This window comes from Microcoleus sp. OTE_8_concoct_300 (genome assembly GCF_031383065.1).
Taxonomy (GTDB): Bacteria; Cyanobacteriota; Cyanobacteriia; order Cyanobacteriales; family Microcoleaceae; genus Microcoleus.
On sequence record NZ_JANMZH010000402.1, the window covers coordinates 1 to 24,214 of the forward strand.

The window sequence follows — 24,214 nt, forward strand, 5'->3', positions numbered from 1 at the left end:
AAATGGGTCTGGTAGAATCTTAGTATCATTATTTTTTTGGATAGGCAAGCGTATAACAATTCTGCTGCCTATCTTTTTTTACCACAAGTAGGCTCAATCCTTACTAACTATAGCTTTCAGGCGGGTTGTCACCCCCCCAGCTCTTGCATAACATTCGTTAGCACTGATTAAAAGAGCACACTTTTCCATCATCGGACTGAGTTGACTCGAAGATTTTAATCCGAAATATTTCGCTTGATTCTCTGTAATATTGAGCAACCAGATTACGGATTTTATTCTGCGGTTTCTTCCTGTTTTAATTCCTGATATTTTTGAAAAAAAAGCTACCTAATTCTGGTTCCACTTCTGATAACATTTTTTGACGTAGAGATTTTTCGATACTTTCAAAACTTTAAAACTCGGTTGAATCTGTATTTCTATAAAGAATTTCTGCTGCTTGTTTTAAGTGTGCTTTTAGACACTGTTGGTCTTCGGGTGTCATTTTTTTACCTGATTTTTTTCCAATTTTTACTAGCTTTTTTATTTTAGCCCTTTTTTCAGAGATTTGCAAAACAGAGATGCACCCGGTAGGATAGATGGATATCGACCATAAAGCTGGCGATTGAAATCGCTAGCAACGCGATCGCACGAGGAGAAGTACGATCGTTTTTTCGCTTGGCTGCAACATAATGGTGACGTATTTGCCTGACACATAGCAGGTTTAGGCTTTGTGTGGACTTGAAATTTGTTCAACTCCCGATAATAGCAATTATGAAAAATATTGCTACAGTCCTGATGTTGGGTTGCATTTGGTTCAACCCAACCTACTTTTGTGATTGTTGCAGAACTTTTCATAATTGCTATAAGAGGATCGAGATTAATTGAGAAATAGGAATCCTACACCCTAAGAATTCCGGTGTTTTTAGACCTGCTAATGTCAAGCAGGTTTCGCCTCGATCGCACTTACTGGTCCCGTTGTTTGGATCGTATTAGTCACCTTGAATCCCGCCGATGAAAGTAAATTATAATATTCATCCTCTGTACGCATAAAATTACCGAACAGAATGAACAAATTTAGACTGGTCAGACCAATAAACGGGGACATTTTGCCTTTAGGTAACATAAAATCAACAACCACCAGCCTGTCTTTAACAGTCATAGCTTGGTAGCAGTTAGTAAGAATTTTAATAGCATCAGTATCATCCCAATTGAGGAGGACGCGAGAAATTAAGTAAAGATCGCCATCAGGGAGAACCGCATCAAAAAAGTTTCCTCCAACTATTTGACACCTATCTGCAACTCCAGCCCCTTCCAAAACCCGCTGCGCACCAACAACCACATCTTCGCGATCGAACAAAATAGCTTGCATCTTGGGATTCGCATTCAAAATAACAGCCGTTAGAGTTCCAATGCTCCCTCCCACATCCACAAGTGTCTTAACTTCTGAAAAATCATAAGCTTCAAGAACCGGAAGCAGCCACTCTCTTGTCGTCTCCTTCATCCACTCATTAAAATTTAGACTCGCCTCCGAATCTTGCTTCAAATAACTATAAAGATCCCTATTAAAATTATGATTAAATGCAGTTTTTCCCGTTTTTATACCGTATAGTAAATTGCCCCACGCCTGATACATCTCATCACCCATCGCCATAACTGTACCCCGTAAAGAATCAGAAGTACCAGTCAACAAATGTTTACCCATAGGATTTAATTGAAATTTGTCATTATCTTCTGTAGAAAACACACCAACGCTGATCAGCGATCGCATCAAGTGATAAATACTCCTAGAATTTACACCAGTAGCTTTTGCAAGTTCCTCAGCAGTCTTAGAGCCGTTACTGAGAATATCTGCAATTCCCAGTTGAGCTGCCACAAAAAGTGCCTGAGATTTTTGATATCCATACATCATTTCTAGTAGCACTGAGGATGAGCTTTCACCTTCGGATTGGATATTATCTGCGTATAAAGTCATGGGAATTCCTTTGAAAGTTATCTATTTAAGAATTAAAGAGGCAGTATCCAGAAATATAGAGATTACTGTCGTCTCCACATTTAGCAACACTGACTCAACACACAAACTGTGAGGTCAAAAGTGCGCTTGGGCGCCACAAAGTACCTCTCTCGTCTCAATTAGCTGCCTTGCCTCATCAAGGTATACTCTAAGTTGTTCAGCCATAACCTGAACATGAGGGGGATAATTCATAGTGATATGATTTCCCGGCACTTCTCCTACCTCTACACCAACCGCAGCAACCTGCATCCAGGGCAATTCGGGATTTTTAGGATTAACTTCAGTTTGTTCGTTAGCACGGAAAAAGATGATTCGACCCGGATAATTTTGGGGTATATAATGTCGCATCGCTTGGACGTGTACTTTAAACAGATGAAGAAACTCGCGAATCTGAGGTAATCCAAAATCTGGAGGAACTACCCTATTAGCAATCTTTACTTGCTCCAAAAAGTAGAGAAGTTGCTCCTCTGGTTCAAGTTTTTGAAGAACCTCCATAGAAAGAGACATATTGAAACCAACGCCTAGTAAATATACCAAAATAGCTGTCTCATCTTCCATCGCTAAAACGGGCATTTGACCAGGCCCAGGAGTATCTATTAAAGTTAGCAGTGCTATCTTTTCACCTTGGGCATTGAGTTGCTGCGCCATCTCAAAAGCAACAGTTCCTCCAAAGGAAGAACCACCCAAAAAATATGGGCCTTCAGGTTGTTGAACGCGCACTGCTTCAATATAGCGAGCAGCCATCTCCTCAACTTTAGTAAAAGACTCTGTTTCCCGATCTGATTGTATACCAAAAACAGGCTGATCTGAACCTAGATAACGCGCTAAATCCCGATAAATATAAACGTGACCCCCTACCGGATGGACTAAGAACAAAGGTTGTTTAAAACTACCGCGCTGAATTTCTACTAACAAAGATTCAGAAGCTGGCTGTAGTGGCTGGTTAGAATTATCCGATAAGTCGGCATTGTCTTTAATTAATGCAGCCAAAGCAGCAATACTCGATGATTGCAATAGGCTATGGGGAGACAAGGATTTTTGCAGTGTTTCGTTTAATTTACTTATTAGTTGAACTGCTAATAATGAGTCTCCGCCTAAATCAAAAAAGTCATCATGAATTCCTACTTGATTGATACCTAAAAATTCTTGCCAGATACTAGCAATAGTTTGCTCAATTTCATCTCTAGGAGCAATATAGGTATTGTGTAAATTCGGTCTAGAGTGATGTGCTGTTGAATCTACTGGTTGGGAATTTTCATCTGGTAAAGATGCAATTTTAATCGGTTGCTCGATTCCTGGTGCTTCAATCCAGTAACGTTGGCGCTCAAACGGATATGTTGGCAATGGGAGACGATAACGCTGCTCCGAAGCATAAAATTTAGACCAATCTATTTGTACTCCTGCTAACCAGAGTTTACCCAATGTAGTAAGTAAGAAAGCTACATCTGAATTTGGGTCTTGTGGATGGCGCAATGAAGAAAGTACAATCTGCTGGGCCCCCTTATTAGGATGCTGTTTTGCTAGCGTGTTCAACGTCCGTCCTGGTCCCAATTCTAGCAATATTTGATTTGGGTTTTTTAATAGCTTTTGTAAGCCTTCTGCAAAGCGTACTGTTTGCCGCAAATGTTGAGCATAATAACTCGGATTTGTCGCCTCGATTGCTGTAATCCAATTACCAGTAACGTTAGACAAATATGGAATTTTAGGCGCTTTCAGCTTAACTTTTTTCACCTGTTCGGTGAATGGTTCTAAAATTGGCTCCATCATCTGTGAATGGAAGGCATGAGAAGTGTGCAATCGGCGACAATCTACACCTTTTTCGAGTAGTTTTTGTGCCAATTCATCTACGGCATCAGTAGCACCTGAGACCACACTCATAGATGCTCCGTTAATCACAGCTAAATCGAGTTTATTGCCCAAAAAATCTTGCACTTGCTGTTCTGGAAGTGGAACTGCAAGCATGGAACCACTAGGCAGTTGTTGCATTAATTTACCTCGTGCAGCTACTAAGGATAAGCCATCTTCTAAGGAGAAAACTCCCGCCAAACAAGCTGCTACATATTCACCAATGCTATGACCAATCATCGCTTTGGGATGCACTCCCCAAGACATCCACAATTTAGCTAAAGCGTACTCGATCGCAAACAGTGCTGGCTGTGTAATCGCAGTCTGTTTTAATTGGTTTGTAGCTGCTTCTGCTTGTGCTTCATTGGGATAAAGTACGTGGCGTAGATCAATGCCCAAGTGAGGTTTAAGAATTTCCGAACAGATATCGATCTGTTCGCGAAATGTTGTTTCAATTTGGTAGAGTTCCAAGCTCATATTGATGTACTGCGAACCCTGTCCTGAAAACATAAATACGACAGGTCGATTTTTGGACTCTTGTAAGTTGGTAAAAACTCGTTTGAGATCGAGATTGTCGAGAGCGATCGCGCCCTCTTCAATGTCATTACAAACTACTATCCGTCGATGGCTGAAAGCTCTTCTACCAACTTGAAGCGTATAAGCAACATCAGCAAGATTTTCATTTGGATGCTGCTTTAAATAGTTGCTCAAATTTACCGTTGCACAATCAAGTGCAGAGCTAGTTTTTGCAGATAAAACCAACAGTTGTGATGGTCGGGATTCTCCAGATTTTTCTACACTAGGTGCTTCTTCTAGCACCACATGAGCATTAGTTCCACCGATGCCAAAGGAACTAACTCCAGCACGACGCGGCGTTTTACCTGCTTTCCATTCGGAAAGTTTAGTATTAACGTAAAAGGGACTGTTGGCAAAATCAATCTTGGGATTAGCTTGTTCAAAATGCAAGCTAGGTGGTATTAATTGGTGTTTGAGAGCTTGGACAGTTTTGATTAACCCAGTGACACCAGCCGCAGTATCCAAATGTCCGATATTGGTTTTTGCCGAACCGATCGCACAAAAGCCTTTTTTCTTAGTTTCAAGTGAGAAAGCTTGCGTCAGCGCAGCAATTTCGATCGGATCGCCCAGGGGTGTTCCGGTTCCGTGAGCTTCTATATAGGTGACGGTTTCAGGGGGAATTTCTGCGATCGCCAGAGCATCTGCGATCGCCTGCGCCTGACCATCTATACTGGGAGCTGTGTAGCCAATTTTGAAACCACCATCATTATTGAGCGCAGAACCTTTAATCACCGCATGAATATAATCTCCGTCTGCGATCGCCTCCTCTAATCTTTTCAAAACCACAATTCCTACACCGCTACCGCTAACAGTTCCCTGTGCCTTAGCATCAAAGGCTCTACAGTGTCCGTCGGGTGAAAGAATCATTCCCTCTTTATAAAAATATCCTGTCTTTTGGTTAACGCCTATAGAAACGCCACCAGCCAAAGCCATATCGCATTGGTAAGTCAGCAAGCTTTGGCAAGCCATGCTAATAGCAACCAATGAAGTAGAACAGGCTGTTTGCACAGTAATACTCGGTCCTTTCAAGTTTAATTTATAAGAAACGCGAGTTGCTAGGAAATCTTTCTCATTGGCGATCGCCAGTTGGAAATCTCCAACTGATTCTCTAAGCTGATGATTGGGATAAAGGTTATTCAAGAAATAAGTATTGAAAGTCCCAGCCCCTGCGTAAACCCCTATCGAACCTTCGTAAGTTTCTGAGTTGTAGCCAGCATTTTCTAGAGCCTGCCAAGCGGACTCCAAGAAAAAGCGGTGTTGTGGATCTGTGATTTCAGCTTCTCTAGGATTAAACCCAAAGAATGAAGCATCAAATAACTCAATATCTTCTAGTACCCCTCTTGCTTTTACATAGCGGGGGTCACGCACCACTGATTGGTCAATGCCTAAAGATTCTAGTTCTTCTTCAGAGAAGAAAGAAATAGATTCCACACCATCGCGTAGGTTTTGCCAGAACTCATCAACATTTTTAGCACCAGGAAAGCGACCTGCCATGCCGATGATAGCGATACCTTCTATAGACTCAGAAGTTTCAGAGTTATCCATTTTTATTCTTTCCTTGCAAGCGCTGTTTTTGCTTTTGGCGATTGATTGCGTCTTTTTGTTTCTTAACGCGCTCTTGACTTTGCCCAAAAGAGGATTTTTCCTCTGGATCCTCACTTAAGTATTTTGCCAAAGAGCTGATGGTTGGATACTTAAACATTTCCATCATTGAAACCTCTCTGTCCACCACTTCGCGCAGTTTATTCTGAGCCTGAGTCATCAGTAATGAATGACCGCCTAGAGCGAAAAAATTATCCTCTACACCTACTTTTTCTAAGTGTAATACCTGTTGCCAAATGGTAGCAATAATTTGCTCTAGCTCTGTTTGGGGTGCAACATAAGTTGTTTGCAACTGCGGCTTAAGAGCGTCTGGAACTGGTAGCGCCAGAGGGTCTACTGTGCCATTGGGTGTTAGGGGAAAATGATTCAAAAACACAAAGCTGGAGGGCACCATATAGTTGGGCAGCTTCTGCTGGAGAACATTACGTAAACTCCCGACGGCTGTGCGTTGCAAAAATTTCCAGAAACCCTGAGTTTCCAGAAGATACGCTATGCTCTGTTGAAAAATATCTTGTTCGCTCGCACCCAGAGCAAACTCAATCCCTGCTTGCTTTCCCCGGCACCAAGTGACTCTTCCCGCCAACCACCGCTCTTCACCGGAACCAGGGAGATGCAGGCGCAGGCGGACGGTTTGACCGGGCCCACAAGTATCTGGTATGCCCACTAAGCCGACGCCAGCTAATGACATATCTTCTGTGCGCAGTTTCACCGCCGGGTTCCCGTCAAATTCTGCCAGACAATCACTTTTGAAGGGAGTACGTTCTGGTATGAGGTTGGAAACGATATAAGCTACTAGGCACTGATTACCGGAGGCATCTTCCCGCTTCATAACTACGCACTCCCGCACATCCGGGTGTTGGCTCAATATCGCCTGGATCTCGCGCAGTTCGATGTCCCATAAATTATCATCTACACCAACTTTTTCTGGGTGCAATACTTGTTGCCAAGCTGTAGCGATCGCTTCTTCGATCTCTGTCTGGGGTGCGACAGAATCCAACTGTGCGTTAAAACTATCTGGCTCTGGCAGCGCCTTGCGGTCTATTTTGCCGTTGGGTGTCAGTGGCAAATTATTCAAAAACACAAAGCTGGAGGGCATCATATAGTTGGGCAGTTTCTGCTTGAGAACATTGCGTAAACTCCCGACGGCTGTGCGTTGCAAAAATTTCCAGAAGCCATGCGTTTCCAGAAGATACTCTATGCTGTGTTGAAAAAGATCTTGTTCGATCGCACCCAGAGCCAGCTCAATCCCTGCTAGGTTTCCCCGGCACCAAGCGACAGTTCCCGCCAACCATAGGTCCCGATCGAATCCAGGCAGATGCAGGCACAGGCGGACTTTTTGACCGGGCCTACAAGTATCTGGTACGCCCAGGAGGCCGACGCCACCTAATGAGATGTCTTCTGTGCGAAGTTTCACCGCCTGGTTCCCGTCAAATTCTGCCAGACACTCACTTTTGAAGGGAATACGTTCTGGTGTGAGGTTGGAAACAATATAAGCTACTAGGCGCTGATTGCCCGACGCATCCTCCCGCTTCATAACGACGGACTCTCGCACATCCGGGTGTTGGCTCAAAACTGCCTCGATTTCCCCCAGTTCGATGCGGAAACCGCGTACTTTGACCTGATGGTCAATACGTCCCAGGTACTCAATGTTGCCGTCCCTCTGGTAGCGAGCCAAATCCCCAGTCTTGTAAAGACGTGCGCTTGGCTCCTGGCTCAAGGGGTTAACAATAAACTTTTGCGCCGTCAGCTCAGGACGGTTGAGGTAGCCTCGCGCCAGTCCCGCACCACCGATGTATAGCTCACCAGGAACTCCCACAGGCACAGGCTCTAAGTGCTCATCCAACAGATAAATCTGTGTATTGGCAATCGGGCGACCAATGCAAACTGTACCCTCGGTGTTCTCAACCCGATCGATCGTAGACCAGATGGTAGCCTCTGTAGGACCGTACAAATTCCACAGGGAAGCGCCCTTTTCGACTAATTGATTAGCTAGTTCACGCGATAGGGCTTCCCCGCCGCATAGTATTTTCAACTGAGGGCTACCCGACCACCCGGCTGCTAGCAACAGTCGCCAGGTGGCTGGTGTCGCCTGCATAACCGTAGCAACACAATCATTCAATCTCTCTAACAACTGGGTTCCGTCAGTAGCCACGGAACGGCTGACCATGACTAGACGACCGCCCACGCTCAGGGGGAGAAATATTTCCAGACCCGCAATGTCAAAGGATAAAGTCGTGACGGATAAAAGGGTATCTTGGTCTGTCAGCCCTGGACAACGTCGCATGGATGTTAAGAAATTGACCACAGCGCTGTGCAAGACTTGCACTCCCTTGGGCTTACCAGTAGAGCCGGAGGTGTAGATGACATAAGCGAGGTTATCGAGCTTTACCTCACTGATTAGATTTGCCTCACTCTGTCGCTCAATGATTTGCCAGTCTGTGTCGAGGCAAACGATACGCCCTTGATGTTTGGGAATAGATTCAACTAACCGCGCCTGAGTCAGCAGCACTGCTACTTCGGCATCTTCTAGCATGAAAGCCAAACGTTCTGGGGGATAAGCCGGGTCTAGCGGCACATAAGCCCCACCAGCTTTAAGAATTCCCAGCAGTCCCACTACCATTTCTAGCGATCGCTCTACACAAATACCCACCAATACCTCTAGCCCCACACCCAAATTCCGAAGGTGGTGCGCTAGCTGATTAGCTCGTTGATTCAGCTCTTTATAGGTAAGTTGCTCATCTTCAAAGACTAATGCAATAGCGTCGGGCGATCGTTCTACCTGCTGTTCAAACAACTGGTGTATACAAGCATCTTTGGGGTAATCGGTTTCGGTATTATTCCACCCCGCTAACTGCTGCCGTTCAAACTCGGTTAAAAGAGGCAACTGGGCAATTTTCTGTTCTGGGTTAGCGACAATGCCTTCTAGTAAAGTCTGAAAATGCCCTACCATCCGCTCGATCGTGTCAGCATTAAACAAATCTGTGCTGTACTCAAAACGACCGACTAGGCCCTCCGGTCTCTCCTGTAATTCCAGGGCCAAATCAAACTTTGCCGTTTCGGTATCAATATCTAACTGGCTCCAATTCAGCATCGAATCAACGCCTGACATCGGGGGTTGCAGAACAAAAGCAACCTGGAAAAGGGGGTTTTGACCTAAATTTCGCTCCGGTTGCAGTTCTTCTACCAACTTCTCAAAAGGAAAATCTTGGTAAGCAAATGCTCCCAAAGTCACTTCCCGCACTCTTTCGAGTAACTGCCGGAAAGTAGGGTTGTCCTTGAGATCGGTACGCAGCACCAAAGTGTTGACGAAGCACCCGATTAGCTGCTGAATCTCTGGCTGGTTGCGTCCTGCGGTGACAGTGCCTACAACAATGTCGGTCTGCCCCGTGTAGCGATAGAGTAAGGTTTTGAACGCTGCCAGCAGTGCCATGTAGAGGGTAACACCTTCTTGATGGCTTAATTTGGCGAGATCCTCGCTCACGGTTTGAGGTAGCGCTAGACATTGCCTTGCAGCCCGAAAGGTTGGCATTGGCGATCGCGATCGGTCTGTCGGCAGTTGCAGTGTTGGCAGATTTACTAGTTGCTGCTTCCAATAGGCTAGCTGGTTGGCTTCTTCACGTAGTAGTTCTTTGATCGGATTTGTAATTGACACTTGCTTGCACCCTATTTGATTGATTGCGTGTTTTGCAAAACTATCCTCTGTGATGCTCTGGCTATTATAAGAATTCACCCCCACCACGTTCTTGTTTTTAAGCTAAGCAACTTTCGCCTCGATCGCACTTACTGGCCTTTTCGTTTCTCTAATATTAGTAACTTTGAATCCAGATGATGAAACTAAATTAGAAAATTCATCCTCTGTACGCCTAAAAGTACCGCATATAGAGCAAATTTAGGCTATTCACACCAATAAGTGGGGAAATTTACCCGGCTGGATAAAACATAAAATCAACAACCATCAACCTGTCTTTATATGTCCTAGCTTGCTAAGCTGTCACGCATTTAAATTGCATATTCAGGGCGGGCTCTTAGGCCCACCCCACAAGGGTTAGATTGTTTGTTGACATTCTATTTAAATGCTCAACAGCTTAGCATTTTTTAAGAATTTTAATCGCATCAGTATCGTCCCTATTCAGGAGAACGCGAGAGAGTAAGTAAATAGCGCCACCACGGGGAACAGAATCAAAAAAGTTTCCTCCCACGATTTGACACCTATCTTTAACTCCCGCCACTTCCAAAACCTGATTTGCACGGACAACATCTTACCGAGCGAAAAAAATGGCTGGCATCTTGAGATTCTTATTAAAAATAAAAGCTGTTAAGGAACCAATGTTCCATCCCACATCCACAAGTGTTATAACTTCTGAAAAATCGTCAGCTTCAAAAAGCGGAAGAATCGACTCCCTTGTCGTCTCCTTCATCCACTCATTGAAATTTCTGGCCGCCTCAGAATTATGCTTAAAGTAGCTTAGCTATATACACTCATCTTGAAACTATTGTCAAATGAGGATTCTCCTGTCTTTACACACTAGAGTAAATTACCCCATACCTCATACCCTGCATCAGCATTTCCCAGAATTGTACCTCATAAAGAATCAGAAGTACCAGTTACCAGGTATTTCCCCAGAGGATTTAACTGAAACTTGTCATTCTTTTGGGCCGAAAAAACACCCATGCTTACCAGCAGGCACATCAGGTGATAAATACTACGAGAATTTACACTCGTAGCTTTGGCAAGTTCATCGGCAGTGTTAGGGCCGTTACTCAGAATATCGGCAATTCCCAGTTTAGCCGCCACAAAAAGAGCCTGGGGTTTTTTATACCCATAGATTATTTCTAGTAGCGCTGACGATGAGCTTTCACCTTCCGGTTGGGCATTATCTGTATATAAAGCCATGTGGTTTTCTGGGAAGTGCGATTTCTTTAATCTAGCAGAGTTTTATTTTTGATACCCCTCACCCCTCACCCCTCACCCCTCTCACCCCTCACCCCTCTTACCCCTCTTGGGAATTATTCAGAATAATTACGTCACCCCTCAAGGGGATGAAGTATTCTGAATAATCACAGAGTTGTCAAGATGTACTATAAACTTTTTTACAACTCAGAATTTTGTAGTTTAATCTACATTAGATTCAGTTTTGACTACTGAACTAAAATGCGTAATTCCGGCGGGTTTTAAGAGGGGTTAAGGGTTCAAAAGCGTAAGTTCCGAAAGAGCAAGGGTCAGCGATTCGGATCAAAGCGCGATCGCTTGCTGCTACTTCAAAGCGGTGGTTAATATCGAGGAGCGGTTGACGGCACCGCTATGCGCTCACGCTACTGGGTTGGGTTGACCAGTAGAACCGAATAGGTAAATCACACAAGCTAAATTATCCGGTGTCACCCCTGTCTCAGAGTTTTCCTGTGTGAAGCGCGATCGAATGTTTCTGGATTCCCATCCAAACAGATGATATGCGCTTGGTGTTCGGGAAGAGACTCGACTAAATGCTGTTGTGTAAATTCCTGGGAGCGAGCACAAGCTAAATTAATCTCAATTTTGCTGATCTCCCTGGTTGAGAGGAATCTCAATCACCAACTCTGCTCCCTGTCCAGGCTCGGAAATACAAGTCAGGCTACCATGATGTTTTTCTACTACAATCTGGTAGCTAATAGCCAGCCCCAAACCAGTGCCTGAGCCGACAGGTTTCGTAGTAAAGAAAGGGTCAAAAGCCTTCTGCCTTACTTCCTCGGTCATCCCCGCTCCATTGTCGGCAATCCGAATCTCTACTTGGTTACTATTTATGAGACTGGTGCCAATACGAATTTGTGATTTTTTATTTGAGCTTGAGGCTATAGGATAATTCACCCATGATTCCTCTATAGCATCAATCGCATTCCTGATGATATTCATAAATACTTGGTTCAGGAAGCCAGCGTAACACTCTACCATAGGTAGATTTCCATATTCTTTAACAATTTCAATACCTAGATTTTCTGGCTTAGCTTTTAGCTGATTTTGCAACAATAGCAGAGTGCTATCAATCCCTTCATGGATATCTACTGCTTTCATTTCCGCCTCATCCAAGCGCGAGAAATTCCGCAGCGACAAGACAATCTGGCGGATGCGGTCTGCCCCTACCTGCATCGAATCAAGCAGTCTAGGAAAATCGGAAATTAAGAATTCCAGATCGATATTTTCTGCCACATTCAAAATTTCAGGAGTTGGATTAGGCAATTGCTCCTGATAGAGATTCAGCAACCCCAGCAAGTCATGAAAATACTCGCTAGCGGGGGTAAGATTGCCGTAAATAAAGTTAATGGGATTGTTAATTTCGTGAGCTATACCAGCAACCACTTGCCCCAGACTTGACATTTTTTCAGTTTGAATTAGCTGAGTCTGTGTCGCTTGCAATTCTTTTAGGGTGAGTTCAAGTTGAATTGCTTGTTCTCCCAGCAGGCTATTTTTTTGCTTGAGTTCCAGAGTCCTCTCTTCTACTTTTTGTTCAAGCGTTTGGTTGTAATCTTCTAATTGTTCATTAGCTGTTTTCAATTTTTGAGTTGCGGTTTCCAATTTTCCATAGAGCATAGCATTTTTAAGAGATATAGCTATCTGTGAAGAAAGTATTTTTAATACCTCCAGCCTCTCCTTTGTAAAGGCACCAGTTGTGATATTGTTCTCCAAGTAAATAATGCCAATGAGCTTGCCTTGATTAATAATAGGCATAGATAATATTGACTTGGGTTGGGTTTTTATGATGTAAGGATCGTTCATGAATCTTTCTGACACTGCTGCATCATTTAACACCACATTTTCTTTAGCTATGCCTACATAATTAATTATGGTAATGGGCAGATGCTCAGTCTTTTCAACGGGTAATTCTGAACACAATACAACCGCATCTCTATCCACAACACCTGTAGCTTCTATCACTAACTTTCCATCTTTTTCTAATATCAGGCATGCCGTTGTAGCTCCAGCATTTTCCATCACAATTTTAAGTAACTTATCTAGCAACTTATCAAGAACTATTTCTTCAGCCAAAGCCAGAGATGCTTTGTTCACAGTGAACAAATCCAGCACCGCCGAACTTGATCCCGTGGTCGATGTTGTTGTTGTCCTATTAATCTCTATGCCTATGGATTCTCGCCTCAGCATCTCGGAAAATACCAAAGGATATCTAGACTCTAAATCTTTAACTTTAGTTTTAGCTCCCCAATGAATATAGCCGTAGTAAGCTTGTGTCAGATAGATTCGAGCAAACTTGTCTCTGCCTAGGGAGAAATAAAACTCGGCTGCTAGTTCCGATGCTAGTGCTTCTTCCTGAATGTATCCTTGTTCTTTAGCTCCTGCTATAGCTCGGTCATAATATTCCATTGCTTCTAGAACTTGCCCTTGAAGCCGTGCTTTCTCAGCCTCTACAAGCTCATACTTATGCTGGAAGTTAAACGGGGCATTAAATGCCCATTTTTGCATTTGTTGTTGATTAGTTTCTACAATAGCAAGGTATTCTTTTTGCTCTGATCTTGAAACTTGGGAATACTGAGCAAGGAGAGCCAACGAATAGTAGAAGTTGTAAGCAGGAGCAACTACCAGGCCCATGACACTAACTACGTGTTCTGCTGCTAAACTGGCATTGGCAACAGCATTTTTAGGTTCTTTAAATAGATAAAAGAGGATCGTCTTGGCGAGATAAACAATAAATAGCAACATTCTATTGTTAGTTTCAATGAAAACAGGCAACATTTGTGTTTCATTGAAACTCTTGCCAACTAACTCAGTTTTCACCTCCGCTTCATTTTTAAGATTTAGAGTCAGTTGGTGGAATATCTGGATGTAGTAAATAGAATAGTCTTGTTTTAGTTTGAATACTAAATTAAGATATTGGTCTTGCTCTTCTTCTATTATATCTAACGGCTTTCCCGTCAAAAAAATGCCAGAGCAATAGATAGTAGCATTATAGCCCGCATACTCTATATCTCCAGTTTCCAGTCCGCTTTGCAGCCCCTCCAGTATTGATGTTAATGTGTCCTTAATATGAACCTTCCAGGGCTTGACCATAGCATAAAATGAAGCGGCTACTTTACATTTAAATTCTCTAGCATTAAATTTATCCAACAGCTTTAAAGCTAGCTGACCTGCATGATAGCCTGCATTTATATCCCCAGTCATTGAATATATAAAATAGCCATACATAGCATAACCAAAAACAGTCAGTGCTGAATGACCCCTTTCAACACAGAGCTTCGTTTGGGTAAGTATAAGCACGGGTACAAGATCTGGCTTGACTGTGCAAGCAGGAGAATGAAGGCTGATCATTATCCGCAAGGCTGCTAATTGATACGGATCTGTCATTTCTGGAATATTGTCTAAATCCGTGAGTTCTGGTAGCTCAACCACAAAATCCCCGACACCTACGTAATGTGACAAGGAAACACCCAGCATATCCAGCACTTGCAGCCCGGTATCAAGGGCTTTTAACATCTGACTTTGAGCCATATAACACTGGATTTGTAGCTCGTATACTTTCACTCTTTCGAGCAGGGTTCTAGCTTGTTGCAGAACAACTTCAGCAAGAGTTGCAGACCTTTCGTAATTGGTAGTAAGATATTCCGCTTCTACGGCTTCTACATAAAGTGCTAGTGTCAGATCGTAGTTACTCTGCCAACTGTTTTCTGGTAAGAGTTTTAACCCTACTCTTAATTGCATAACAGCAGCTTCATAAGCTGATGCTGCTTTGGCTTTTCGAGCAGCAATTAAATTTAATTGAGCCAGCTTGTATTTTTCTTCTTGCTCAGTAATGAATTCTACTCCGATATTTAGCTGGTTAACAATATCAAAGACATTTTCTTCTAGGGTGTCTTGAGCTGTATTGTGTAACAAGAGTTGACCAATTTTTAGGTGGGTAGTTTTTTGTTGCTCAGAAGGAATTAGAGAATAAGCTGCTTGCTGAACCCGGTCATGCAAAAACTTGTAGGATACTTTGTAAGTATTAATTTCTGACGGGGTTCCTTGACTATTGCTTATTATCAAGGACTCATTACCTTTGCACAGTAACGGTATTTTGTAAGCACTTTCCCCGATGGGCAGAATTAAACCAATCTGAAGCCCATCCCATAAAGCAGATGCCGTTTCTGATATAGATTTTTCACTTACTATTGCCAAAACGTCTAAATTAAATCGGTTGCCAACACAAGCTGCTAACTTTAAAACTTGCTGGGTGTCTGGAGGCAGTTTTTGAATGTTTCTGGCTATGAGCTCTACGACATTATAATCTGCGATCGCCACACTTTGAATTTGCCCCATATCCCACTCCCATCTGCCAATACTGAAGTCAAATCTCAACAGTTTTTCGGCGTACAGGGAGGTGAGCAGTTGAGTTATAAAAAAGGGATTGCCTTGAGTTGTATTGAAAACTAACTCAGCTAATAACTTGCACTTTTCTCTTTCATTGTTATTGTTTTTAGCAAGCAAACTTTCTCCCTCAATTTCTCCGTATTGCTCGGAGAAACCAGCAAGAGAGGGGACTGCTGATGAGCAGTTGTCACCCAAGGTGTCAGCAACTAATTGATTGACTGTACTAAGTGTCAACGGTTGGAGAACGATATTATGTATTATTGACCCGTAGGAATAAATACTATCTAAGGTCTGCATTAACGGATGAGTTGGGCTAACTTCGTTATCTCGATAGGCCCCAATCACCAATAAATATTGGCTATCTCGGTCAGTTAGCAGTACATGAACCAATTTCAAAGAAGCAGAATCTGCCCACTGCAAATCATCTAAAAATAAAACTAGCGGATGTGCTTTTTGGGTAAAAACATGAATGAATTGTTTAAAGGTCAGATTGAAACGGTTTTGTGATTCGCTTGGCCCTAATAGAGAAACTTCAGGTTGCTCACCAACAATTAATTCCAATTCCGGAATAACGTCAATTATAACTCTAGTATTTTGACCTAAATCCTTTAAAATCTTATGTTTCCACAGGTTAATTTTTTCAGAGCTTTCTGTTAATATTTGGCGAATTAGTTCTTGAAAAGCTTGAATTAACGCTCCATAGGGAATATTACGTTTAAATTGGTCAAACTTGCCAGCGATAAAATAACCCCTTGCTCCGACAATGGGTTTGTGGATTTCATAAACTAAGCAAGATTTACCTATTCCTGAGTAACCGGAAACTAGCATGAGCTCGGCTGTTCCCGTGCTAACCCGTTCAAAGGCATCCATCAGTGTGGCTACTTGTGCTTCTCGTCCGTACAGTTTTTGTGGGATCAGAAATTGACCGGACTTATCGCGTTCACCCGGAATGAAGTTAGAACTTTTGCCAGTTTGTTGTAATTGATCTAAACATTGTTCTAGGTCCGCTTTGAGACCATAACCACTTTGATATCTATCTTCAGCAGTTTTGGCTAATAATTTCATCACTATGTCACAAATCGCTTTAATAATCTCACGATTTTGATTTTTAAATGTGGGATTATCTCTGGTAATTTTTACTCTGGTCTTTTGCTCTTGTGTCCATATAATTTCCCAGAGGGGGACAGGCTGTTTAGCGATGTGACAGTGAACTAATTCCATCGGCTCTGTAGCCTTAAATGGCACTTCACCGCACAGTATTTCATAGAAGGTGATACCTAAAGAGTAGAAGTCGGTGCGATAGTCAATTGAGCGATTCATCCGCCCTGTTTGCTCTGGCGATATATAGGCGAGTGTGCCTTCTAGTAAAGTGGGATGGCTGAGTGTTGAGGTTTCTCTAGACAAGCGGGTGGCAATGCTAAAGTCAGTAATTTTTACGTCGAGCGTAGCAGGACTAATGATGATATTTGTCGGCTTAATATCTTTATGAATAATTTGGTTGTCATGCAACTTACCCAGAGTATCTGCTAGCACAATAGCAATTTCCAAAAACTCTTTGAGTTCAATTTGGCGATCATTCAAAAAGTTTTTGAGGGCTTCTCCTTTTGAATCTTCCAATATCAGTGCTAGACCATTACGATGATTTTCCAATCCATAGGGCTTGACAATACCTTCTAAATTGAGATCTCGGGAGATTTCATATTCATGTCTCAACTGCATAATCTCTTCGAGAGTAGGATAGTCTGCTATAAGGGTTTTGATAATCACAGCAGTCTGATCTTCCCTCCTCTCGGCGCGATAAACTACTGTATTTAAACCCACATTAATTTTTTCGATGAGTTTGTATTTGGCCTTAATATTCATAAATATGATACCTCTGTTAACAGTAGAGTATTTGATGGGGTGCGAAAGTAAATAGTAGGCGCAGTTTCCCTAAAACTCTCATTCTTCCTTTAATAGTGAACCCTGAAAAAAATGTTTTTTGGTTAATTAGCTTAAAAATGATGTCTGAACTATTGTAAAATAGATTACCATTTTTTATCTAATTTTTATCTTTTTGATGATAGCACATCCCGTGGCGAAGTAAATAGGCGCAAAAAAATATCAATGGTCTGTAGGTAAGGGGGGTGTAACCCCTAATCATGGCTAGGAGAGATTTTGCCCTTTTAAAATCCGCCTCGCCCACCTTCCTTTACAGCGGTTTTCAACCGTATGAGGTACAGTAACAACAATGAGTCAACCAATTTTTGAGAGCTTTGAGAGTGAGCGATTGGACTCCGTACAATTGCTGACTCTCAGGTGTCACTACTTACGTGCACCAACCGAATGTAGATGTTCTTTGAGCTTAGACTCTTTTGCTTTTAATTGGATTTAAATCCGGAGAACAAGGAGACAGGTAAATAACTGGCTTCTCCTACGGCTTCAATCGACGCTTCGGGGTACCCCAGCATATTTCTCATTAACGTAGGGTTGGAACCATTGCTGAGAAATCTGGATCGCACGAGCAATCCCGGCAAGTGAAATACGTTCTAACCACAATCGATCAATTAGTTCTCGTGTCTCCTGCTCAATCACGTTATGAATGCGGATGTTCAACGAATTGCCGATCGCACTTAACACACTTAAACCGTTGTTTACTGTTGTGAATGCGACCGTTTTTGACTGTCTGGCAAAAAAAACAGTTAAGACAAAGAGGCATAGTCAGGGATAGATTAGCAAGAACTACTGCTAATCTATTATCATTACTTCTAGGGCACTACCGGAAAAACCTTGTCTTTTTCCTAATCGCTAGAAAATCACCTCTGTACCCTGTGCTATTTTGTACATCACTACTATGTATGATTACTTCTTTAGCACTACTAAGGTAGTTTATAACTGCTCGATCGCACAATCAATTGACCTTGACTGGGGTTGCGGCTGAAGATAAAAGCTCCTTCTTGAGTTTCGCCGCTTGACAAAAAATCAATTTGCTGCTCGCCGGATTCCAAGACTTCGCCGTTGACGCGCAGTTCGGCAATAATTTGCACTGATTCGGCGGTTTCGCCGCCGGTGTTAGTTACTGTAAACGGCACGTAAAATTGCCCTTGAGTCTCGCGAATAGGCGTGTTGCGAGTGACAGAAATAATCGGAGGTTCGTGTTTTTTAGTCAGCCAGTTGTAGAGTACGAGTCCGATGAGGATAGAAAGGACTGAGCAGGCGATCGCAAATGTCACCCATTCAGCAGGAGTTCTTTCTTGTTGCTGTTCGTTATTACTTTCACTCATACTGCCAACCTCCCTGCGGCGCCGCCAATAGTCGCGGGCAATCCCAATACTAACGTATAGCTCAACCAAATCGACCAGGGGTCGTCAAAACTGAGTTTTTGGAAGAAAAACATCATAAATGCAGAAGCCGCCAGCGACACTAAATACGCCATGACAGTTTCGCTGAGGGGACGCTGAAAAATCCCTTGCTGTTGCTGCCGTTTTGCTTGATAAGTAAAGCCTGCTACAAATACAATACCGTAGGAAATTAGCAGCGAAGCGGCGATAATTGCTAATTGCCAAGGCGGCGAAATACCTGCCGCTAGCATGGGAATTTCGTCAGTTGGGGCGATATTGAAAGCAATTATCATCGCGCCGATTAAAGTAGCGCCGATATCTGCTACAGTTGGATTAATGGTAGGTTCGTTTTCGCTGTCTGAAGTTTGATAGCGATCGCCGCTCAAGAAACCTCTTGCCAGGGCAACTCCCAAGGAAAACGGCAGGCCTTCAAAAATGATTTTCCCCAAAGTTTCTTGCAGCGGAGTCTCCGGGGTAATTTCCCTAAGCAAAAACAGGACAAAAGCCGCGCAGACAATGCCGATGGCGATTGCTTCTACGGTATCGATTGCAGCATCTCGCCAGCGGATGTCCTTAGTTTTGCGAAAACCTTCAGTGCGAGTCAGCAAGAAAACGACGATAAAGGTAGTTGCGATCGCGATCGACATTTCCGCTGGTTTAGTATAGGAACCGATCCACCAAACCTCCATGGTATAAAGCAGGGGAGTACCGAACAAAAAGCCGCCCGATGCACCTCGAATGATGTCGTTTAGTTCATTTGACCACTGATTTTTACGTCTTTTTGATTTTTTCATGTTTGATTTAAAATGCACCTCAAAAAAGGCAATCTCTAATTTGACATATTTCAAGTGTTATCGTAGATAGCATCTGCACTCAACTTTGTGCATAAGCTATTAAAAATTCCTCTCTAGAAATTCCCGCCTGAGTACAAATTGCTCTCAGTGTCCCTGATTTTATTTGATCGTGGTTAGGCATTACTAACGGAGTCTCCGTGCCATCCTGATTCTCTCGCACCATGACAATATGTTCGCGTTCTCTAATAATCCGAAAACCCAACAACTGAAATGTTCTGATGACTCGTCTTTTAGAAGCATCGACAGGAAACTTTGACATTAAATAGCCACCTCTGCTTCTACTAAAAAAGTCTCGAGCGCAGGTGATTCGTTTTCCATTGTTTCTTTGCCAAATACTTCGATGTAGCAACGAATAGCTGACTTGACATCAGCTAAGGCTTCTTCATAGGTGTCACCTTCACCAACTACGGCACCTTTGATACCAAGGGGATAGGCTACATAACCATCGGAATGTTTTTCAATGATGATTCTAAATTGTTTCATCTTCGCCTCTTTATTTTTAAACTAACTTAATTCACCACAGCCACGCGATCGCATAAGCATCAAAAATAGCATCAACGCTCAAAAGCGGTATCTGTTGGGCCATAGATTGTGCAATTATCAGCCTGTCAAATGGGTCACGGTGATGCAAAGGCAGTGAAGCCACAACCTCAATGTGGTCGAAAGTTATTTCCAGTATATCAATTCTATTAACTGCGATCTGCTGCTTGATAAACTCCATAAAAGGCATACTAAAAGTTAGCCTCCCTATACTATGTTTGATCGCCATTTCCCAGACGCTAGCTGTACTGAGGAGAATATCGTTCTCTCCGTTGTCAATTAGCGATCTCCCTGTTGCGGTGAGTCTTGAACTGTCTGTCGTATACCAAATAAAGGCATGAGTGTCCAACAACAACCTCATGACCTGTACTCCTTAAACTCTTCTAGCGGGTCGTCAAAATCATCGGACATCCAAACCATTCCTTTGGCACTTCCTGCTTGCCGATTGGGTTTAGCTTGTTTGGGAATTACTACCAATTTTACAACAGGCTGGTTATCTTGAGTAATCGCAATTTCTTCCCCTCTCATCGCCGCTTCGATTAATTCCAGAAGCTTTTCTTTAGCCTCAATAATGTCTACTTGATACATAATTCGTGCCTCCTTACTATCAATTTATAACATCACCCTTCTAACTCAATTCAACAAATCATCTTCCTCCAAATCAACCGATGGCAACTCTATATCAACAGACTGCAACTGAGCCGGGGTAGCAGGAATCGCCGCAATAATTGCATCGATTACCTTCGCCACGGGAATAATCTCCATTCCCAAATCTGGCACGGGTTGATTCTTAGGAATAATCGCCCTTTTGAAACCCAATTTCGCCGCCTCCCTCAGCCGCAACTCTAATTGCGAAACCGGCCGCACCTGTCCCCCCAAACCCACTTCCCCAAGCAAGACAGTGCGTGCATCAATTACCCGATCGCGAAAACTGGCCACAACGGCGATCGCAACTGCCAAATCCGCGGCCGGTTCGTCCACCTTCAACCCGCCCACCGTCGCCAAAATCACATCTAATTTAGATAAAGGAATCCCCACCCTTTTCTCCAAAACAGCTAAAATTTGCTGCAATCTAGCATTGTCCACACCAGTAGTAGTGCGGCGCGGCGAACCGAAACTTGCAGGGCTAACTAACGCCTGAATTTCCACTAAAATCGGTCGAGTTCCTTCGCAAGTAACAGTCGTCGAAGTACCGGGAGAAAATTCATCTCTATTTCCTAAAAATAACTCGGACGGATTATCTACTTCTCGCAAACCGTGGGCTACCATTTCAAAAACGCCGATTTCGTGAGTCGCGCCAAAACGGTTTTTCATCGATCGCAAAAGTCGATGAGAAGCAAAGCGATCGCCCTCAAAATACAGTACAGTATCTACCAAATGTTCCAAAACCCTCGGCCCCGCCAAAGCTCCATCTTTCGTAACGTGACCGACAATAAATAAAGTAATATTTTCCCTTTTCGCCACCTGCATCAAAGCAGATGTACATTCCCGCACCTGAGCTACCGAACCCGGAGCCGATGTTAAACTAGCAAAATAAATAGTTTGGATGCTGTCAATCACCGCCACATTCGGTTTCAGCGCTTCCAACTCCCGCAAAACAACTTCTAAATCTGTCTCGGGAAGCAAATAGAAATTCTCCGCTGAATTGTCCTCGGAATCTGTTTTAGCTTCCCCGTTGCTGCCGGATTTATGCCCGCCGTTGCTTGACAACTCAACCGGATTAGCCACGCCCAAGCGCTGCGATCGCAACTTCACCTGCTGGCCGGACTCCTCCGCACTGACATACAGTATCCGATCCTTGCGGGCCAACATATTCGCCACCTGCAACAGTAGCGTCGATTTCCCGATTCCCGGTTCCCCCCCAATCAACACCAGGGATCCGGGAACAATCCCGCCTCCCAAAACTCGATCGAGTTCCCCGTAACCCGAAGGCCAGCGAGACTGAGTTTGGTCAGCAATCTGCGATAATCGGAAAGATACCCTTGGTTGACCCTTCGACTTATCAGGGGGCGAACCGCCCACAGTCTTAGTTGTCACCCCAGTTAAACCAGCCCGCGGCACACCAGCAGTAGGTTGTTCTACCTGCTCGTCAAAAGAATCCCACTTCTGACAGCTAGGACACCTGCCAAAATATTGTGGTGAATCATACCCGCATTCCCGACAAATATATTGTATTCGAGGCTTAGGCATTGTTTACTATGATAAATAGTCACCCTAACATTTAGAAAAGTCTGAGTTAAAGCAATTATCAAGCTTTCAGACCGATCCCCACACATGATCAATTTGTGTCTTCTATGATAGGGTACAAAAAATTAACATTATCTGAAATGTAACTTAAGGAGTGCTCGGTAACTTGGAAAACCATAAAGAAAAAATTCTGGTAGTCGATGACGAAGCCAGTATCCGTCGCATTCTGGAGACTCGCCTTTCGATGATTGGCTACGATGTCGTCACCGCTGCTGACGGCGAAGAAGCTCTCGAAACATTTCGCAACACCGAACCCGACTTAGTGGTTTTGGACGTGATGATGCCAAAGCTCGACGGTTACGGCGTCTGTCAGGAGTTGCGCAAAGAGTCAGACGTACCAATCATCATGCTAACTGCTTTGGGAGACGTAGCCGATCGCATCACCGGTTTAGAATTGGGCGCCGACGATTACGTCGTCAAACCTTTCTCTCCCAAAGAACTCGAAGCCCGCATCCGTTCGGTACTGCGGAGAGTTGACAAAAACGGCGCCTCGGGCATTCCCAGCTCCGGAGTCATCCACGTCACTAATATTAGGATTGACACTAACAAGCGCCAAGTTTACAAAGGCGACGAACGAATTCGGCTCACGGGCATGGAATTCAGCCTGTTAGAACTGCTTGTCAGCCGTTCTGGAGAGCCTTTTTCGCGATCGGAAATTTTGCAGGAAGTGTGGGGATACACGCCAGAACGCCACGTAGACACCCGCGTAGTGGACGTTCACATCTCCCGGCTTAGGGCAAAGTTGGAAGACGACCCCAGCAATCCCGAATTAATTCTCACCGCCCGCGGCACAGGCTATCTGTTCCAGCGAATTGTCGAAATTGGGGAGGTAGGATAAAGTTAGTTGGCAGTTGGCAGTTGGCAGTTGGCATTAGTTAAATTACCAACTACCAATTACCAATGACTAATGACTAATGATTACTGACTAATGACTGTTGACTGATGACTGTTGACTGCTGACTAATGACTAATGACTAATGACTAATGACTAATGATTACTGACTAATGACAAAATCTGATCCCAATAGAGTTTTGCGGCAATTGCCCTTAGTTGCAGGAGGGTTAGCAGGTACGCTGCTAATGGTCAACCGCTTGCTGACAGAGCAAATCACAGATTCTCAAGCTCGATCGGACGCTTTGGGAGTAATCATCAGCGCTCTGCTGATTTTAACAGGTTTGCTGTGGCAGCAGGTGCAAGCGCGATCGCCGGATTCCGTAAAACTTATCGGCGAAGAAGGTTTTGAATTTGCGCCGGATTTGCCGGAGGCGGTGAAAATAGAATTAGCCTGGGCGTCGCGTTTGCTGTTGACAAATACCGCCACAAGGTCGATCGTGATTTTGTATCAAGGAAAAGTCCTATTGCGGCGCGGCATTTTAGGCATCAATCCCGAAGTCAAACCCGGGCCGATTTTGCAGCGAGTGTTCGACAAAAACAAACCTGTTTATTTAGTAAATCTCAATATTTATCCCGGGCGAATTGAATTTGACTATTTGCCAGAAAATACTCAAGGAGTCATCTGTCAGCCGATAGGGACTCAAGGCGTTTTAATCTTAGGTGCTAACGCACCCCGCAGCTACACCAAACAAGATGAAAACTGGGTTGAAGGGATTGCCGACAAACTAGAAAATACCCTCATACAGCACCTAAGTTCTTAACTTTGTAGGGTGCGCAATGCGCACCTTCCCATAACATTTAAACCGAGCTACTATGACAACTAATTTGCTCCTCAATCTGTACCGTTTACCCAACAGCTTACCGAGGGAGGGCTCGCTCCGTATTGAGCTACTCAAAGGACTCCTAGTATTTGGCATTTCCACCAAAATACAGGATCGAATAGAAACCTTAATCGCTCAAAAAACCGAATCAGCTCTCACTTCTGAAGAAGAAACAGAACTATAGCAATATCAA

Annotated in this window: 16 protein-coding genes and 2 pseudogenes; 3 read left to right on the forward strand and 15 right to left on the reverse strand. The window is 43.6% G+C overall.

The genetic code is table 11. The features are described from left to right. Positions 1-138: 138 nt before the first annotated feature. The 15 genes and pseudogenes from ACUVJL_RS18260 to radA form a co-directional block, all read right to left on the reverse strand. Positions 139-481 (reverse strand): annotated as a pseudogene (locus ACUVJL_RS18260) (hypothetical protein); the annotation flags it as partial. A 435-nt stretch (positions 482-916) separates the two neighbouring features. Continuing rightward, positions 917-1,951: a methyltransferase gene (locus ACUVJL_RS18265; protein WP_445247160.1), complete on the reverse strand. Its 1,035-nt coding sequence runs from the start codon at positions 1,949-1,951 to the stop codon at positions 917-919. Positions 1,952-2,065: 114 nt separating this feature from the next. Further along, on the reverse strand, positions 2,066-5,956 hold the full coding sequence (locus ACUVJL_RS18270) for a type I polyketide synthase (protein ID WP_445247161.1): 3,891 nt from the start codon (positions 5,954-5,956) through the stop codon (positions 2,066-2,068). Then, a pseudogene (locus ACUVJL_RS18275) lies at positions 5,949-9,617 on the reverse strand (amino acid adenylation domain-containing protein); the annotation flags it as partial. The pseudogene ACUVJL_RS18275 and the gene ACUVJL_RS18270, both read right to left, overlap by 8 nt. Positions 9,618-10,098: 481 nt before the next feature. Beyond that, positions 10,099-10,242 (reverse strand): methyltransferase, encoded by a 144-nt coding sequence (locus ACUVJL_RS18280; RefSeq protein ID WP_445247179.1) that lies wholly within the window; start codon positions 10,240-10,242, stop codon positions 10,099-10,101. Between the two features lie 353 nt (positions 10,243-10,595). Then, positions 10,596-10,907: a methyltransferase family protein gene (locus ACUVJL_RS18285; protein ID WP_445247162.1), complete on the reverse strand. Its 312-nt coding sequence runs from the start codon at positions 10,905-10,907 to the stop codon at positions 10,596-10,598. A gap of 633 nt (positions 10,908-11,540) precedes the next feature. Continuing rightward, positions 11,541-17,207 carry a trifunctional serine/threonine-protein kinase/ATP-binding protein/sensor histidine kinase gene (locus ACUVJL_RS18290; RefSeq protein ID WP_445247163.1) on the reverse strand — a complete coding sequence of 1,889 codons (5,667 nt, stop codon included), beginning with the start codon at positions 17,205-17,207 and terminating at the stop codon, positions 11,541-11,543. Positions 17,208-17,919: 712 nt separating this feature from the next. Next, positions 17,920-18,042, reverse strand: a complete 123-nt coding sequence (locus ACUVJL_RS18295; protein WP_445247164.1) for an IS1/IS1595 family N-terminal zinc-binding domain-containing protein — start codon at positions 18,040-18,042, stop codon at positions 17,920-17,922. A gap of 160 nt (positions 18,043-18,202) precedes the next feature. Continuing rightward, complete coding sequence (locus ACUVJL_RS18300; protein ID WP_445247165.1) at positions 18,203-18,607, reverse strand: TIGR02588 family protein; 405 nt, start codon at positions 18,605-18,607, stop codon at positions 18,203-18,205. Further along, entirely contained in the window at positions 18,604-19,458 is an 855-nt protein-coding gene (locus ACUVJL_RS18305; protein WP_445247166.1) for a TIGR02587 family membrane protein, read from the reverse strand. Before ACUVJL_RS18305 ends, ACUVJL_RS18300 begins: the two co-directional genes overlap by 4 nt. Positions 19,459-19,537: 79 nt before the next feature. Further along, the gene (locus tag ACUVJL_RS18310) at positions 19,538-19,777 is read right to left on the reverse strand and encodes a type II toxin-antitoxin system HicA family toxin (protein ID WP_445247167.1); all 240 of its coding nucleotides are present in this window, start codon (positions 19,775-19,777) and stop codon (positions 19,538-19,540) included. Further along, complete coding sequence (locus ACUVJL_RS18315) at positions 19,777-20,001, reverse strand: type II toxin-antitoxin system HicB family antitoxin (RefSeq protein WP_445247168.1); 225 nt, start codon at positions 19,999-20,001, stop codon at positions 19,777-19,779. The genes ACUVJL_RS18310 and ACUVJL_RS18315 overlap by 1 nt, the downstream gene beginning before the upstream one ends. Positions 20,002-20,032: 31 nt before the next feature. Further along, positions 20,033-20,419, reverse strand: a complete 387-nt coding sequence (locus ACUVJL_RS18320; RefSeq protein WP_445247169.1) for a type II toxin-antitoxin system VapC family toxin — start codon at positions 20,417-20,419, stop codon at positions 20,033-20,035. After that, positions 20,416-20,646, reverse strand: coding sequence for a type II toxin-antitoxin system Phd/YefM family antitoxin (locus ACUVJL_RS18325; RefSeq protein WP_445247170.1), 231 nt, complete (start codon positions 20,644-20,646; stop codon positions 20,416-20,418). Before ACUVJL_RS18325 ends, ACUVJL_RS18320 begins: the two co-directional genes overlap by 4 nt. A gap of 45 nt (positions 20,647-20,691) precedes the next feature. Then, the gene (gene radA, locus ACUVJL_RS18330; RefSeq protein WP_445247171.1) at positions 20,692-22,248 is read right to left on the reverse strand and encodes a DNA repair protein RadA; all 1,557 of its coding nucleotides are present in this window, start codon (positions 22,246-22,248) and stop codon (positions 20,692-20,694) included. Between the two features lie 163 nt (positions 22,249-22,411). Between radA and rpaB the strand changes: the two genes are divergently transcribed. The 3 genes from rpaB (at position 22,412) to ACUVJL_RS18345 (ending at position 24,205) form a co-directional block, all read left to right on the forward strand. Beyond that, entirely contained in the window at positions 22,412-23,143 is a 732-nt protein-coding gene (gene rpaB, locus ACUVJL_RS18335) for a response regulator transcription factor RpaB (protein ID WP_071587789.1), read from the forward strand. Positions 23,144-23,310: 167 nt separating this feature from the next. Next, a complete protein-coding gene (locus tag ACUVJL_RS18340) occupies positions 23,311-23,961 on the forward strand; it encodes a cofactor assembly of complex C subunit B (protein ID WP_333442122.1) in 651 nt (216 codons plus the stop codon). A gap of 52 nt (positions 23,962-24,013) precedes the next feature. Further along, on the forward strand, positions 24,014-24,205 hold the full coding sequence (locus tag ACUVJL_RS18345; protein WP_445247172.1) for a hypothetical protein: 192 nt from the start codon (positions 24,014-24,016) through the stop codon (positions 24,203-24,205). Positions 24,206-24,214: the final 9 nt, after the last annotated feature.